General features: G+C 37.9%; 22 protein-coding genes. 2 read left to right on the top strand and 20 right to left on the bottom strand.

From position 1 onward, the window contains the following. Nucleotides 1-71: 71 nt before the first annotated feature. Nucleotides 72-536 carry an Lrp/AsnC ligand binding domain-containing protein gene (locus AC3CAU_RS06420; protein ID WP_424620408.1) on the top strand — a complete coding sequence of 155 codons (465 nt, stop codon included), beginning with the start codon at nt 72-74 and terminating at the stop codon, nt 534-536. Between the two features lie 92 nt (nt 537-628). Here the strand turns inward: AC3CAU_RS06420 and AC3CAU_RS06415 are convergent, their stop codons facing one another. After that, nucleotides 629-1,276, bottom strand: coding sequence for an HAD-IA family hydrolase (locus AC3CAU_RS06415; protein WP_424620406.1), 648 nt, complete (start codon nt 1,274-1,276; stop codon nt 629-631). A 101-nt stretch (nt 1,277-1,377) separates the two neighbouring features. On the opposite strand from AC3CAU_RS06415, the gene AC3CAU_RS06410 reads away from it, so the two are divergent. Then, nucleotides 1,378-2,145, top strand: coding sequence for a hydroxymethylpyrimidine/phosphomethylpyrimidine kinase (locus AC3CAU_RS06410; protein WP_424620404.1), 768 nt, complete (start codon nt 1,378-1,380; stop codon nt 2,143-2,145). Between the two features lie 154 nt (nt 2,146-2,299). Here AC3CAU_RS06410 and AC3CAU_RS06405 read toward each other — a convergent pair whose 3' ends face one another. The 19 genes from AC3CAU_RS06405 to AC3CAU_RS06315 form a co-directional block, all read right to left on the bottom strand. After that, nucleotides 2,300-2,635, bottom strand: coding sequence for a YegP family protein (locus tag AC3CAU_RS06405; RefSeq protein ID WP_424620402.1), 336 nt, complete (start codon nt 2,633-2,635; stop codon nt 2,300-2,302). Nucleotides 2,636-2,883: 248 nt separating this feature from the next. Beyond that, nucleotides 2,884-3,243, bottom strand: a complete 360-nt coding sequence (locus AC3CAU_RS06400; RefSeq protein ID WP_424620400.1) for a 5-carboxymethyl-2-hydroxymuconate Delta-isomerase — start codon at nt 3,241-3,243, stop codon at nt 2,884-2,886. A gap of 244 nt (nt 3,244-3,487) precedes the next feature. Next, nucleotides 3,488-3,829, bottom strand: coding sequence for a zinc ribbon domain-containing protein YjdM (locus AC3CAU_RS06395; RefSeq protein ID WP_131217630.1), 342 nt, complete (start codon nt 3,827-3,829; stop codon nt 3,488-3,490). Nucleotides 3,830-3,924: 95 nt separating this feature from the next. Next, nucleotides 3,925-4,275 carry a DUF488 domain-containing protein gene (locus AC3CAU_RS06390; RefSeq protein ID WP_424620397.1) on the bottom strand — a complete coding sequence of 117 codons (351 nt, stop codon included), beginning with the start codon at nt 4,273-4,275 and terminating at the stop codon, nt 3,925-3,927. 20 nt (nt 4,276-4,295) lie between these two features. Next, nucleotides 4,296-4,739 carry an SRPBCC family protein gene (locus AC3CAU_RS06385; protein WP_131217634.1) on the bottom strand — a complete coding sequence of 148 codons (444 nt, stop codon included), beginning with the start codon at nt 4,737-4,739 and terminating at the stop codon, nt 4,296-4,298. A 205-nt stretch (nt 4,740-4,944) separates the two neighbouring features. Then, nucleotides 4,945-7,377, bottom strand: coding sequence for an AI-2E family transporter (locus AC3CAU_RS06380; protein WP_447054364.1), 2,433 nt, complete (start codon nt 7,375-7,377; stop codon nt 4,945-4,947). A 243-nt stretch (nt 7,378-7,620) separates the two neighbouring features. Next, nucleotides 7,621-8,001, bottom strand: a complete 381-nt coding sequence (locus AC3CAU_RS06375; protein ID WP_067723624.1) for a ribonuclease E inhibitor RraB — start codon at nt 7,999-8,001, stop codon at nt 7,621-7,623. A gap of 560 nt (nt 8,002-8,561) precedes the next feature. Continuing rightward, on the bottom strand, nt 8,562-9,227 hold the full coding sequence (locus AC3CAU_RS06370; protein WP_131217637.1) for an RluA family pseudouridine synthase: 666 nt from the start codon (nt 9,225-9,227) through the stop codon (nt 8,562-8,564). 87 nt (nt 9,228-9,314) lie between these two features. After that, nucleotides 9,315-9,767, bottom strand: coding sequence for a GIY-YIG nuclease family protein (locus tag AC3CAU_RS06365; RefSeq protein WP_131217639.1), 453 nt, complete (start codon nt 9,765-9,767; stop codon nt 9,315-9,317). A gap of 161 nt (nt 9,768-9,928) precedes the next feature. After that, the gene (locus AC3CAU_RS06360) at nt 9,929-10,642 is read right to left on the bottom strand and encodes an SIMPL domain-containing protein (protein ID WP_131217641.1); all 714 of its coding nucleotides are present in this window, start codon (nt 10,640-10,642) and stop codon (nt 9,929-9,931) included. 144 nt (nt 10,643-10,786) lie between these two features. Further along, a complete protein-coding gene (locus AC3CAU_RS06355) occupies nt 10,787-11,035 on the bottom strand; it encodes a DUF6868 family protein (RefSeq protein ID WP_131217643.1) in 249 nt (82 codons plus the stop codon). 592 nt (nt 11,036-11,627) lie between these two features. Continuing rightward, nucleotides 11,628-12,914, bottom strand: coding sequence for an MFS transporter (locus AC3CAU_RS06350; protein ID WP_171459167.1), 1,287 nt, complete (start codon nt 12,912-12,914; stop codon nt 11,628-11,630). A 472-nt stretch (nt 12,915-13,386) separates the two neighbouring features. Next, a complete protein-coding gene (locus AC3CAU_RS06345) occupies nt 13,387-13,608 on the bottom strand; it encodes a hypothetical protein (RefSeq protein ID WP_424619233.1) in 222 nt (73 codons plus the stop codon). Between the two features lie 167 nt (nt 13,609-13,775). After that, the gene (locus tag AC3CAU_RS06340; protein WP_081408354.1) at nt 13,776-13,919 is read right to left on the bottom strand and encodes a zinc ribbon-containing protein; all 144 of its coding nucleotides are present in this window, start codon (nt 13,917-13,919) and stop codon (nt 13,776-13,778) included. Between the two features lie 106 nt (nt 13,920-14,025). Further along, nucleotides 14,026-14,379 (bottom strand): hypothetical protein, encoded by a 354-nt coding sequence (locus tag AC3CAU_RS06335; protein WP_447054083.1) that lies wholly within the window; start codon nt 14,377-14,379, stop codon nt 14,026-14,028. Next, on the bottom strand, nt 14,324-14,896 hold the full coding sequence (locus AC3CAU_RS06330) for a hypothetical protein (protein ID WP_447054082.1): 573 nt from the start codon (nt 14,894-14,896) through the stop codon (nt 14,324-14,326). The genes AC3CAU_RS06335 and AC3CAU_RS06330 overlap by 56 nt, the downstream gene beginning before the upstream one ends. A gap of 57 nt (nt 14,897-14,953) precedes the next feature. Further along, nucleotides 14,954-15,277, bottom strand: a complete 324-nt coding sequence (locus AC3CAU_RS06325; RefSeq protein ID WP_250697872.1) for a hypothetical protein — start codon at nt 15,275-15,277, stop codon at nt 14,954-14,956. Between the two features lie 12 nt (nt 15,278-15,289). After that, nucleotides 15,290-15,508 (bottom strand): hypothetical protein, encoded by a 219-nt coding sequence (locus AC3CAU_RS06320; protein ID WP_131217649.1) that lies wholly within the window; start codon nt 15,506-15,508, stop codon nt 15,290-15,292. Between the two features lie 78 nt (nt 15,509-15,586). Further along, nucleotides 15,587-15,805, bottom strand: coding sequence for a hypothetical protein (locus tag AC3CAU_RS06315; RefSeq protein WP_131217651.1), 219 nt, complete (start codon nt 15,803-15,805; stop codon nt 15,587-15,589). Nucleotides 15,806-15,820 lie beyond the last annotated feature (15 nt).

Below are 15,820 nucleotides of genomic sequence, written 5' to 3'. Positions count from 1 at the left end.
GTTTTATTGACTATAATCTAGGTAATTCGATGGATTTATCGTGAAAAAAATCTAAAAAAAGGAAAAAACTGATGCGTAAATTAGACCGTACCGATCATCAGATTTTAGACATCTTGCAAAAAGATGGACGGATTGCGATTAGCGAATTGGCGGCTCGGGTAAATTTATCTACCACCCCCTGTTCAGAACGGGTGAAACGTTTAGAACGCGATGGCATTATCATGGGCTATTACGCACGTTTAAACCCGCAACTGGTCGATCGGAATTTGCTGGTGTTTTTAGAAATCAAATTATCTGCCAAATCGGGAGATGTGTTTGACCAGGTAGCACGTGATTTAGTGGAAATTCCGGAAGTTTTAGAATGTCACCTTATTTCAGGCGAGTTTGATTATCTGGTCAAAGCACGCCTCAAAGAAATGAGTGCTTATAGACGATTATTGGGTGACTTGTTAAAAAAATTGCCTTCCTCTGCTTCCTCGCACAGTTATATTGTCATGGAAGAAGTCAAAGAAACTTTATATCTGGATCTGGGTTGATTCAGTGAATGTTTATTTTAATTCTAGAAATTAAAAAGGATCAGCAGATCCTTTTTAGGGATTGAAAAATAAATTTTAATTTAGCGTTCAAGCTAGTTTAAATGATCCAGCAACTCGGCAAAGCTCTGTATTCTGGCTTTCGGTTTTGCTGCAGTGAGTTCCTCATCTGCACCATAGCCATATTCTACGGCGATGGTTTCGATTCCATTGTGACGCGCCCCAAAAATGTCATGTTCACGGTCTCCGACCATTAAGCATTCTTCAGGCTTTAATTGCTCTTTTTCAATAATATAAGCAATTAATTCGGCTTTATGGGTACGCTCGCCATTGAGCTCGCTGCCATAAGGATGCACGAAATATTGCAACAACTCGAAATGCTCTAAAATTTGTCGTGCATATACTTCAGGCTTCGCGGTAGCTAAAAATAAACGATAGCCTTGTTGCTGCAAGGTTTTTAAAGTTTCAGCCACATCATCAAATACATGATTTTCATATAAACCCGTGACAGCAAACCGTTCCCGGTACCCCATCAAGGCTTGTTCAGCCAAAACATCATCAACGGCCACATTTAAAATTTTTGCCAAGGAAGCTTTGAGCGGCGGGCCAATGATCCAGTCAATATTGACATCATCTGCAATCGGATGACCCACTTTATTTAAGCCATAACGTGTGCTGGTGGTAATCCCCACTTTTGGATCGGTTAATGTTCCATCTAAATCAATCAAAATATTTTTAATCACAGACTGACCCTTTCCTCTTAAATTTTTACTTCACAAATACTATCGAGACTTGGCTCAAAGTTGCCTATACTAACGCAAATTTTGTAAAGAAGGACATCATTGTGCGCCCTACTGTACTTTGCTTTTCTGGTTTAGATCCCTCGGGTGGAGCTGGCTTGCAGGCAGATATTGAAGCGATTGGTCAAAGTGGGGCACATGCAGCAATTGCCTGTACTGCCCTGACCATTCAAAACTCGCAACAGGTGTTTGGCTTTGAAGCAACTTCAAAAGAATTACTGCTGGCTCAGGCCAATGCAGTCGTGAATGATTTACCGATTAAATGCGTTAAATCTGGCATGTTAGGTACTACAGATAATATTGCAGCTTTAGCCGATTTTTTACGCGAACATCCTGAATACCTCTACGTTCTTGATCCGGTGCTGGTCGCCAATAGCGGTGGCTCACTGGGTAATCAAGAAACACTGGTAAAAGCTTTTATAGAGTTGATTCCGCTTGCCACAGTCCTTACCCCCAATACGGTAGAGCTTCGTGCATTAACTGGCGTTGAAGACCTTGATCAAGCGACCGCCAAGCTGTTTGAAATGGGTGCCAAAGCCGTGTTAGTTAAAGGTGGACATGAAAACACCCCAGACTATATTCGCAATGCTTTATATATAGATGGCAAGCTGGTTTCTGAAACCCGATGCCCTCGCCTTGAAGGTGAATACCATGGTTCGGGTTGCTCACTCGCAAGTTTCATTGCCGGTCGTTTAGCGCAAGGTGATGATTTGAAACAAGCGGTAAATCATGCTGAAACCTGGTTGTTTGGAGTACTTAAAAAAGCCGAAATACCTGTACCAAACGGACAACGAATTCCTAAGCGTTTCTAAAAAACATGAATGATAAACCTGATCATCAACTGCTTTATATCCTTGGAGATCAGGTTTTTTGTATTTACTTTTAGTAGCTAAACTCTGGATTTTATGAGGCCACTAAAAAATAAGACATGGATGAAATATGTTTTATGATGTTCATCATTTAAAACTAGACTATAAGTTCTTTAATCTTGGTCGTCGATCCATTTTTTTTGACTGATTCTATGCCTTTCTCACGTGATTGTTCACTTGAATAAAATCGACTGCGTCCAATAATCTGATAATTCACAGCTTTTAAATTGAAATAAGGCTTACCATTTTTCGCTTCTAAGCGTTCGTAACGGCTGTCATTTACGCTATTTCTCCGAACTGATTCAATGCCTATATGTACGGAAGATTTTGCCTTATATAATTCACTGCTCAGAATCACTTCGCCATTTCCAGCTTTTAACACAAAGCGATATTGTCCATCATCTGTTTTATTGATCTCATACCATCCCGCCATATATAAACCTTTCTTATTATTTTTAAATTTATAGGGAAATTATAGTCTTAGTTCTAAAAAATATTATTGTTTTATAAAATATAAATAATTATTAGTTTTTAATAGGGTTATTTTGTAATCAAAAATGGTTATGGTTAGGTTCAATAAAAGTTCATTCTACACAACTAAATTTGGCTTAAATCTCTTAAATAAAAAAACAAAGATCAAGAGAATAAAGGAATATCTAATCTCTTAATCCCTACTCAGGTCTAGATAATTTTCTTGGAATAAGTGGCTTTCTGCATTTCTAAAATTTCCACACAAATCTGTAAGCTCAGTTGGCTTTGTTTGGGTAAGTACTGCTCGAGTGTGGTTAATAACAATTGTGAAATTTCCTGTTGTAATTCCACACTGCGACCAGTCAATAAAGAAACTTTGGCATGTACATAAGCTTGTGAAGCATCTCCCGCACCAATCACATAATCGTGCTGGCAAATGGCACGACTTTTGACTTCATTCGCAGAACCTACATAGGCGCCATCTAAGAGAGCTTGATTTAAAGCCAGCAGGAGAGGCTTGGTTTCCAGGCTTTCAATATTGTCTGAATATTCAAGGTGGATATGGGGCATAACAAAAATTCTTTAAAATGATTTCTGGTGTTATACCATGCCATTTTCTCAATCATAAAGGCAATCAATGTTTAATCAACAGTGCCACTCTTTATAAAAGAAATAATAAGAATAACTGCCGCCTTTTAATAAAACTAAATCCAAAAATATCTATCCACAAAAATAACGGTTCAAAAATTAATTCCAGCCTCATAAAAAAGCCCTAGCATTTCAGCTAGAGCTTTTAAATTTCTATCTGTGTGAATTAAGCTTTTTTCACAAATTCAGATTTTAATTTCATTGCCCCAAACCCATCAACCTTACAATCAAGATCATGGCCATCGCTTGAGTCAGGTAATAAACGTATGTTCTTTGCCTTGGTTCCCACTTTAATAACAGATGAAGAACCTTTAATTTTCAAATCTTTAATTAGGGTAACAGTATCGCCATCAGCCAGGACATTACCATTTGAGTCTTTAATAATGGTTGTTTGCTCAGCGCTGCTTTCATCCTCTTTCCACTCATAAGAGCATTCTGGACAAATCAGCAAATCGCCATCTTCATAGGCATATTCTGAATTACATTTGGGGCAATTTGGCAAAGACATAAAAAACCTCAAAAAGTCTACTATAGCATTTTATAAGCCAATCTCTTGCTTAAAACCCTATTTATTTTATGGAATAAAAGCAGGTAAGATGAATATCAACCTTGTTCCAAAACCTGTTTAAGTACAATTACATGGTTATAGTCTTCACTTTTGGCAGCAGTAATTAAAGTCACTGTTTGCTGCTGAGCCATCTCTCGAATTTGCTGCAATATTTCCGGTTGCTTAAGCAATTTTACCTTATAGCAGCGTTGAAATACTTCCCAATGTTCTGGATCATGCGCGTACCATTTTCGCAGTTCAGTCGACGGTGTAATTTCCTTGGGCCATAGATCAATTTTAGCATTTTCCTTTTTGAGGCCTCTGGGCCAAAGTCGATCGACTAAAATCCGTTTGCCATCTGAGGCTAAGACTTTAGCATAGGCACGTTTGATCTGAATTTGCGTCATCTATATTGCATTCATTTCTATTAATCTGGTATTTCAGGAGTAATTAATAAAGTGAGCAGTTGCAAAGATTCCTGCCATCCTAAATAGCAGGCTTCGACTGGAATCACATCGGGTATACCCGACTGGGTGATATTCACTTCAGTGCCTACAGAAACAGGATTTAATTGAATAATGACTTCAATTTGACCGGGTAAATTTGGATCATCAAACTGGTCGGTATAACGCAATAATTGGTTTGGAATCAGTTCATGATAAGTTCCACCAAAGGACTGGCTTGAACCGGTAGAAAAATTATTAAAGGACATTTTATATGTTCCACCGACTTTAGCTTCGAGATGATGAACTTTGGCAGTAAAACCATTCGGCGCCATCCACTTGACTAAGGCATCAGGATCAATAAATGCCTTAAATACCCGTTCAGGGGGCGCGTTAAATACACGGTGAATTTTGACAGTATTAGGCATTTCTTATTCCCGGATTTTTATTGTTTTGTTTCTTCAGTCTACTGCAGTCGCTACATAAATCTGTATTGCTTTGGTAGGAGTCTGATTATTTTTTTCATAAACAAACAGATGAAATTTACCCACTTTTTATTATTAAAAAGTACAGATGAACGAGTTTAACTGCCCAGTTTCCTTGATCATTTATAAGTCTAAGCGATAGCATTCGTCAGCTAGACAAACCCTGTATAGGCTCTGCTTGTTGTAACTTGGAAATTTCTTCTAACTTTTGGGTTTGTGCCTTGTCACTACTCAGGGTCTGAATTAAATCGTCTGCAAGCTGGTTCAATAAAAGCAAATCATCTTCACTCATCTGCCTTACCTGTTTATCCAGAATACATAAACTGCCTAACACCAAGCCTTGCTTATTGCGTAAGGGTACACCTGCATAAAACTTAATTTTATTTTTATTCAACTCTGGATTATGGCTAAAACGCGGATCCCGGTCTATATCCTCAATAATCAGTGCTTCATTTTGATGAACCAAATGGGTACAAATAGATTCCTCGCGAGGAATGCCAGCTTCTATCGGATTCTGATTTTCATCTGCCAGTGGACTGGCTGGAGTATTCACCCATTTTTCATCGACCAGGGAAATTTGCGCATATGTCACATTAAATGCCTGACAAGCTTCTTCAATATATTGCTGATAAATTAATAAAGTTTCAGGTTCAAGTAATTGTAATTCATGCAAAGCTGCCAAACGTTCTGGTTCATTTTCAGCAAGCAATTCACGTGCAGGGTTTTCACCGTGTTGTAGCATGAGAGCATCAATGCTCAACATCAATTCGTTCACTGTAGAGACTACGGCATCCGGTTGGAAACGGTTTTGAATTTCTTCCCTCAATTCATCGCTGGTATTGCCCCATGTGGCAAAAATAATTTTTGTATTGGGTAACTGTTTACGGATGCGATGATTCAGTAATCGAATTTGCGCCAAAGGCTGTTGATGAAATATAGAAATGCACATCACCTGAATATCTTGTGGCACTGACTCAAGCACATCTGTTTTTGATTGAATCAGTACTTCACTATGACTTTGCGCTGCAATTTTTCTTAAGTTTAAACCATGGGCCAACATAGAAGATGCCAGCACATCAATTTCCCAACGTGCACCCAGGCAAATGACTTGTACTGAATCATTTGTCTTTGGACTTGGATACTTGTTTTGAAAATCATGATTAAACAATTTCAAACCTTGGTGCATCCTTAAACGATGCTCCGCGCTTGCTTCAGTACTATGTCCTTGGGAAAATAAACGAATTGCGGGAATGGCAACATCATCATAAAAGCTTATGACCTTACGAACGACGACTTCTTCACTGGGCTTTTTCGGTAATTTTTGTTGAATATAATCCTGTGCAACTTCAAGCGCATCATCTACATCATCCGCAACCAAACGCTGGTAAAACCGTTCCGGTGGCGTCAGTACCGGTTCACTGCCAATCAGAATTTTAATAAATCCCAAAGCCGGAATATAATTGGACAATACCAATAAACATGCTGTCACTGGAGTCGAGAGAATCAGGCCAGCTGGCCCCCATAAGGTGGTCCAGAATGTTGCTGCTAGAATAATCGCCAAAGTGGAAAGACCGGTACTTTCTCCATATAACCACGGCTCAATCATATTGTTACTAATCAACTCAAGTAACAGAATCAGCCCAATGGTCCATAGCACCATATCCCAGCCCGGATCGACTGCAAATGCCAAAGTAATGGGAAATAAGGCCGAGATCATTGGACCGACATAAGGAACGAAGCGCATGCCTATAGCCACAATCCCCCACATAATTGCAGCAGGCACACCAATCAGCCATAAGCCTAATGCCATAGGAAGACCATAAGTGACATTCACCAACAGTTGCATCCGCAGATAGGTTCCGATCCGGTCTGCTGCTTCATCTAATGCATCTGTACCGACATTTAAATTGCCACCCAGCAATTTCAATAGACGGTCATGCAAGTCTTTACGGCTCAGTAAAATCAGCACCACAAACAGAAAAACAATACCGGCAGTCGCCAAAGGACTGAGGATTTTTGATCCCCACTGCAGAGCCGCTTCAGCGTCACTTTGTTGCTGCCCCACCACCTCTACCTGTTGTACATCCTCTTTTTTATTAACCGGAGCCACATCCTGTATTGAACTTTCCACCGTATCAATGGTCTTGATAGCACCGTCCCATACACTTGGCCCAGAAGTAAAACTTTTTACCGAATCGAGTTTGTGTTTAATGGTGTCCTGATATTGGGGCAACTCCTGACTTAAATTCCCCAATTGATAACCAAGATAAGTTGCGGCCCCACCCAAGACACTTAAGGCAAATAGCACCACCAGTGCAATCGATGGCAGTTGCGGTAAGCCCCATTTTTTTAAGCGTGCCACTAAAGGTTCAAGTAAAAATGCCAAGAGCACCGACAGCGCCAAAGGAATTAAAATATCTTTTCCAAAGTAGAGGGCTAAAATAATCAGCGCAGCAATCACAAATCCCGCCATTACACGTAAAATATGCTGGGTTTGAGTTTCATCATTTATTGGAGGTAATGGAGATTCTGAATTTAGAGTTTTTCCCTTATTCACGTTAATATCCTTATTATTTTTTATCCCTACCTCTCTATTTAAGATTTTTTTGTGCTGAAATTCTAGAGAGTTACTGTAAATAAAAGCCTTTTCTCTTACCTCATTTTTAGTTAAAAGGCATTATTTTTGCCAAATCTGAAAATATAAAAACACCCTAACCATTTGCATCGTCAGGGTTGCTTGGTCTTTCACTCAACAAGCGGAAATTTGACTTCAGCTTTATTTGAATTCAGACACGATATTTGGACTATTATTCAGTGATTTGAATTAGCTTTGAAGTTCATCTTCCAAGTCTTCGTCGTCATAGACATAAGCCATACAACCCCAGCCATCATATTCACCGCCGTGTTGTTCAGCTATTTTAGTGAACCATTCCTCAATATCGACAATGTCTGAATAGTCAGGTTCCATATACACATAAATAGTGATAATCCACTCTAACGTATCGGCTTCTTCATCTTCAAACAGACTGATTTTCTGTTCTTCTTTCAGCAAATAAAGTGCACATTTTTCGGCTTGTTCTTGGGTTTGAAAAGCAATAGAAAATTCAATTTCATGTGCTTCAGTCAAGTCATCGCCATCTTCAGCCATTTGCCAAAGTACGTTACCATTTTCGTCATCTGGGAATTGTTCAAAATCGCGTGTCATGGGCATTTCCTTATCGTAATCATTTAAATCTGTAACATTGTACCCAGATTAGCTCAAGTTTGTTTCATTTTAGCGATTCAAAAGATTCTTTCTCTTGCTCATTCGTTAAAGTTACTTTCCGTTTTATCCGTTCAAACTGGTATTTACTTCTTCATCCCTGCAGCATCTGTACCTGCACTGGGCTTTGTTACTTTCGTTATTTTTCTTTCACCCAATTTATTGCACGGTAAAACCATACTGCTAAAATAATTATTGTGATAACCCTTATAACAGATAGGTAAATCATTATTATTATCCAAAAAAAACCCCACCCTACAGTAGTCATTTTTGATCAATTTTCAATCACTAAAACAAGAGATATTATTTCTATTTGTATCCCATAAAATTATTAAATAAATACAAAAAACTATATTTTTCAAATTGTTAATTATTTAAAATATTTTAAATTTGCTTATTAAGCATCCACAATTCCAGTCCGTAGAACAGTGTTTACTCCGACCAATGCATCCTAGACCAGCTATACAATTCCTGTCATACGGGGTTGTATTTTGATTCCTAGATCAGAAAGGTACATTTCCTTTAATTTCAACATTCGCTCCTGTAAAGGGTTGCTTAAATGCCAAATAACTCGCATGTAAAGCCATACGTTTTAATGGGCTTTGGTAAGGTTCGGGGTGATACAGCTTATCGCCAGTAATCGGATGCCCGATATATTGCATATGCACCCGGAGCTGATGCGAACGTCCGGTAACAGGAGTGAGCAATACACGGCTAATATCTTCAGCTTCCGAATAATCCAAAACCTGATATAGGGTTTTGGCCGCTTTGCCCAATTCAAAATGCACCATTTGACGGGGACGGTTTTCCCAATCTGTAAGCAGTGGAACTTCGACACTTCCCTCACCCGCAAGCTTGCCTTGTACCAAAGCGATATAGTTTTTTTGTACGGTACGCGCCTGGAACATTTTACTGACCGCGACTTCTGCATCCCGGTGTTTGGCAAACATAAGTATGCCTGAAGTTGCCATATCTAGACGATGGGTGATTTTGGCGTGAGGGTATTTTTCCAGAACACGTAAATAGGCACTGTCCTGATGTTCAGGCAAACGCCCCGGTACGGACAACAACCCTGCAGGTTTTTCGATGACCACCAGATCTTCATCTTCATAGACAATAGCAAGCGGTTCTTGCGGTGGCATATAAATAAAGTTTTTGTTAATGGGCATGTGCGGATAGTGTTTGAGAGAATGGGCGCAAAATAACAAGGTGAGATAATGCTGTCAATCCAACTTCAACCTAGGGCTAAAATTGAATTATTTATTGTTTGCACCTGATTTTCCAAATGCAGGTTTAAGTTGATCTGAGAGATCATCTTCAATCAATTGCAGTACTTGATTTTCTACCTCATATTGCTGAATGGTAATTTTAAACTGACCCTGAAACCATTGATTTAAATGCAATGCATAAGTCCCTTTGTGACCTAGTCCCAAATGTTGTTTCAGCCGATTTTTAAGTCCGGTAATTGATGACCCCACATACATGACTGCGCAAGGTGCATTTAATTTTGCACAAGCATGGGTTGCCTGTTCTTTAAAAGTAAGAAAATGATTAAATGTCTGGTTAATATCGCCGTCTACTTGTTCAATGATATAAATTGCTTTAGAGATTTTGGGTAAATCATCCAATGTTGAAAATATAAACTCCTGAACAGGTAGAGCTGTTTTTGCAATGTAGCACTGTTGAATAAGCGTATCTAAATAACCCATATGATTTTATTACAATACAATGATTTATTTAATATTTTAGCAGCTAAAAAATAGAATTTAACGGTATTTTTTATTTTAAAATTTCAAAGGATTAAGTAAAATTCTACTGAAATTTTATCCAAACTCCCCCTTCAATCATCCCGTTCACATACTTCTATCCATTAATCTGCAAGATAATAATCAACCGTTGAAACCACGCGTACTTTTTTCAAATACGGCGTATTACTGTCTCGGTCTTCAATACTGAACAAGCCCTGATTGGCTGACTTAATTTTACCTAAACCGCTTTTAGAATCAGCAGCAAATTTTTCCGCAACACTGCGGGCATTTTCGGTGGCTTGTTCGATCATGGCAGGTTTGATGTCATTAAGTTTGGTAAATAAATATTCGGTTCTTTGCCCAGAATCATCTCCGCCAAAGGCAATGCCTTTTTTACCTAAAGCCACCAAGCGACTTTGTGCAGCACGTACCGCATCTATTTTGTGGGTATATACAGTTATAGTTTGATGTGCGGTATAACGGAGTGCAACATTTTCATTACCGCCATATTGCTGGGCATATTTATCCGTTGTACTGGGTGAAGCGGTAGTAATTTCCTCGGCAGTAAAACCTTCATTTTTCAAGAATGCCTGAATTTGCTGAGTGTTTATTTCCATGCTGTCGTACAACTGAGTCAGGTCCTGGCTGGCAGAGCTAAAGCGAATGGGCCAAACCGCTACATCGGCTTTCACTTCGCGTTCAGACAAGCCTTTGACCGAAACAATACGTTCATATTGTTTAATTTTCAGTGCGCTGCTGCCTAAAATCCATCCTGCAATAATCATCCCTAGGCAAATAAAAACGCCTAAAATAAGTGCGGGTTTGAACTGATTCATTGGACTAAATTCCTTTTTAGCATGACTTTAATTTGAGTTTTACGGTGGTTATTTTTATCGCATCAGTAGGAAAGTATTAATTAAATTATTGTGATAGTGGTATGTTTGACTGTGTACTTAGATGTTGAAATACAGCGTTAAATTTTAACTTTTACCCATAAAGTATAAAGCAATCAAAGGCACTAAGTTAAACAGTAGAATACCTACTTTATAGACCGCCATTCCCCCATAATGAATTGCATCAAAAGTCGCATCTGACAGATTGAACCATTTTCCATGGACTTGTTTAATCCAGTCACGCGCAAAAATAATAGCCAAAAACCAGATCATTAATATGATGTAATTGATGAGTACTGCGGAAAGCAAAAAACGACACCAAAAATCAAGATTCATATTGATTCTCTACGTGGTAGCTCATGATTTCTAAAATAACAGATTTAATATGCTGAAACGAGTTGCTGATTTGTATCTACATTATCAGGGTTAAAGTCTATTGCAGGTTTATGATTTTTAATTTTTTTATATTTTAATTGTTTTTTATTCGCTAGAAAATTCTTGAGGGTGTTAGGGAAAACATAATGTTTAACTTCAACAATTATAGCTTTGTAAGCGATAACCTTATGCCTATAAACTTGTGATCTATAGCGTCCTAAGCCGAATCGAGACCTTTTGGGTAAGTACTACACTCACGTTATACGTAACTAGTAGCAATCTACTCTTTTCGATCCCCGTCACACCCTTGAGATATAATTTAACAAGTTAGGCTCGGGATTAATTTCCTAAGATTTGTCTATTTCAAATTATTTTAGGAAAATTTCCCTTCAATAGCGTATTAAAAAGAATTTTTTATTAAATTTAAGTACATTATGGTTTTTTATTACGGTTTAATTAAGTTTATTGAAATTAATTTCAGGCTATTTTTCCTGTAAAAAATATGGTGCATAAAAAAACCTGCCCAATGGCAGGTTTTTTTATGCACGTTAAATCAGTGATCGTGATGTAAATACTCAGGTTCTTTCGGTAGAGCAAAACTACACAAGAAGCAAATTACCAGCATTACCACGACATAAACAAAGAAGAGATTTTCAATTCCGGCATCTTTAAACTGTAGCGCTACAGCAGGCGCCGTTCCACCAAATATCGCATTACCTACAGCATAAGAAAAGCCAACACCGAGTGCACGTACATGCGGTGGGAACATTTCCGCCTTAACCAGACCACTAATAGAGGTATAGAAACTCAGCAGCATCATCATAAAAATTAGCAACAAGGTCACAATGACTGGCGAATAGCTAAAGTATGGCATGGCAATCACCATCACTGGATAGATAAAGATTGCCACGGACGCACTGAATGCCAACATTGCAGCACGACGCCCAATACGGTCAGAAATCGCACCAAAAAGTGGTTGTGCCACCATAAATATAAACAGGGCCGCAGTCATCATGTAACCAACAGTTCTACCCTCAATCCCCAAATTGGTCATATAGGTTTTTGAGTAAACGGTCAGCACATAAAAACTTAAAGAACCTGCGGATGTATAACCGACCACCAGCAAGAAGGTTCTCCAGTGCTTTTTAAATAACTCACGCAAACTTCCCGCTTCTTCTTTACCTTCGTCTTTTTTGGACAAAGTCTCCTCTAAGCGACTACGTGCCAGCAATGAAATAATGGCAGCAACACCACCCACTACAAATGGAATGCGCCAGCCGCCATCCATTAACTGTTGTTCAGTCATTAGCATCAGCAAGATAACGCCCAATAAGCTTGCTAATAACTGCCCGCCAGATAAAGTCACATACTGGAATGAAGCAAAAAAGCCACGTTGCCCTTTGAGTGCAATTTCGCTCATATATGTTGCAACTGCGCCATATTCACCGCCTACCGATAAGCCTTGTAACAGACGTACCAAAAGCAACAAGAACGGTGCAGCCATACCCACCTGCTCATAGGTCGGTAATAAAGCAAACAAGAATGAACTGACTGCCATTAAACTAATGGAAATCACCATCGAGTTTTTACGGCCATGTTTATCGGCAATACGTCCGAAAATCCAGCTCCCAATAGGGCGCATAAAGAAACTGGCAGCAAAAACACCCCAAACGTAAACCCCTTGGGCTGAAGAACTCATATCTGGTGCAGTTAAGGCATGCTGAAAATACATGGCAAAAACAGCATAAATATAGAAGTCAAACCATTCGACCAAGTTACCCGAAGAAGCTCCTATAATCCCTCGAACGCGTTTGCTCTTCTCTTCTTTACTATAAACTATCTCACTCATTGCTATTCCTTTGTACCATTTATAATTATTGACAGAGCATGACTCCCACAATAACTTGAATTTTCCACTTTTAATTTTACAGTTCAATAGTAAATTACATTTAAGTCAAAACTCTTTACTTAAATATTGGCTTACTGGATTAACCCATATTTCTTTTAGATAAAAGTTTTGAATACTGAGGCTGTAGAGCGAATCTGCTCGATACTTTACATATAGATAAGTATCTAACTCCTATAAAATTAAATGAATTTTTTAGTTGTATTTTTATGAATGAGAATGGGCACTTTTCAGTGAAGATAAATAATCTTGTATAGAATTTATTGATTATTCTAATTTTAGCAGCGAGAGGATGGTTAAATTTAACTAGCGCCCAGTTAAAAATAAAGAAACAGCAAAGCTGTTTAAATCTAACAAAAGTGAATGTTTTGATACCGGCATTTAGATGAAGTAACAGGCAAGTCAGCTATCTAGCAAATAAATGACGGGTATGCTGATTGATATAGGCATTTAAGCCATCGCCATACTGAGCCAGTTGTTTCATGTTCTCGACATGCTGATAGCCTGCACTGGCATAACTATAGGTATAAGTTTTTGATTTTTTCTTGAATTGAACCCGAATAAACTCATTGCCAATTTCATAGTTGGCAACACCAGAGTCATGATTAAGGTCTAGATAATGTTCCAACTGGGCAGCCCTGAAAACCATGAATTTCTTGTTTTTATATGGGGATAAATTGATCGTTTTTCAAACAAATATAACGAATTAACACCAATGCTGAAGTAATAAAAAAGCCCTATTGAGTAATAGGGCTTTTGTTCAAAACAGAGGGTAACTGTTTTTATATGTGCTGCTTAGGCAATTTTGTTGTTAAATATATTGCCAAGACATTTGGTACACGGGGGTAAACGATCTGTACCAATTTCTAAGTAAGTGCGTTTTCCGCACTGAACACAAAAATAGAAGCCTGTTCCGGGTTTTTCGCCAGCAGTAACCATTTTTGTTCTCCATGGGTTTTAGAAATGGTAGAATCAGTATATCCCTATTATGATGAATGTCTATTGTCCATTTCGACAGATGATAGTGGCGTTTGGGCGAAGTTTTCTAACTGTCATTACTCGCTTTTGCAGGAGTTATAGAATCAATAACATCTTCGACCTTGTTCACTATTCTTTCTCCAACCTTATTCAGACCTGTTTTTTCTATAACCTCATGAGTAGGACTACCATGATTTACAGAATCAACCAATCTCAATGGTGCTTCTTCAAGCCTAGTCAATGCAACATTAAATAATCGAGCCTCAAACTCTTCATCGATTTTTGCAGCTTCTTTTTTATACCCCTCATATGCTTTTGCTACTGATGCCTTGAAATCATAATCTTCTGCTAATTTGAAACGTTGACTAATTTGTTTCGTCGCTAACCAAGCAAACCACAAAGGCGCAATAACACTCGTCATTGATAAAATTATTTGTATCCAAATGATCCCCCCAATTTAAATTCTGGGATAACAAGGAACTCGTTAAAATTTGTATTCTTTCGTGCCCAATCCAAGCGCCTACAGCTAGAGCAAATAATAATCCGCCAACCCATAATCTCATTGAATTTTTAAGATCTTTTGCTCTTTGATCAAAAGCTGAAGCTAACCCTTTTGTGGTTGTTATTCGGTATGCATCTTCACAATTCTCTATTAACTTTTTAGCTTGTTTATGTAATTCATTAATAGATTTAAGTTGTGCTTCTACAGAGGCTTTATCTTCAGTAATCTTTTTTCTATCAAAAGATGAGTCTTCATGAATTTCTGAAATTTTTATTCTAGCTTCTTTTAAACTTTGTAAATCAGTGGGTAACGATTCTGCTGCCTCTGTAGCTTCTTTTATTAAATCAATTTGTTGTGATAGGTCATCTTTATTAGGAATAAGATTATCTAATTCCGTCTGAATCCCCCTTAATCTACGGTTAAGTGCAGGTGGCAATGCTTTAGAATCTTGTAAAATTTCCCATGAAAATAATGGCTGAATAACTTTTTCAACTCATTGTAAGGTTGATAGATAAGCTGGTATAGCCTGATTACCATGTCCATTAAACATATAAGGAATTGTATCTGAATACATAACCTGTAAACGTGTAGGTATCAATGATATTAATTCGACTAATTCAGCATCGATAACTTTAATTTCAGAGTTTCGGATGCTCATCGATAAATTTTTAGGAATATTTGCTAAATCATGTCTCGTTACCGCAGGATGATGCCATCCAAAAACATTTTTTAAAACTTGATCATCATTCCATGACTTTAAAACAACTTGCGATAGCTCATCTAAAGCATCACATAGCTTAATTAAGGTTTTATCCATATCTCCCCCTCTTTAATCGTATAATTTTTTTACATTTCGCATAATATAAGAATTTAGCCCATTACCACTCTTAGCTAACACTTTCATTTTTTCTATATGAAATTGACCTGCTTTATAATAACTATAAGTATAAGACCTAGCAGTTCCTTGAAACCAAACAGTTATATACGTACTTCCAATTTCGAAATGAGTAACATTTGAATCATTATCTATGTCTTTATAAATTTCCAAACTTAGCCCCCCTTAATAAAAAACCCCACTTCACAGTAGGGTTTTTTTACAACAATATCAATAACTTTTAGTCTATGTTTATGAAGTATGGCAAGCCGCTGCACACCAATAACAACCATTAATTCTATTGCTAGGCCAATTCGATTTAGCTTGAGCAACCGCTTGCTGACAATTAGAAAAATTGCCTAGTTCAATTTGATTCTCTGCAGCCGGCAGATAGCTACAACCTTTTGTGGCATTGTGTACTTCATGATCACCACTAGATTGTGAGTTCTTATTAATAATATATTTATCCATTGACTTTCCCCATTC

This window comes from Acinetobacter sp. GG23 (assembly GCF_057766365.1).
The sequence above is the reverse complement of the archived record's forward strand: the minus strand, read 5'-3'. Positions and strand labels throughout refer to the sequence as shown.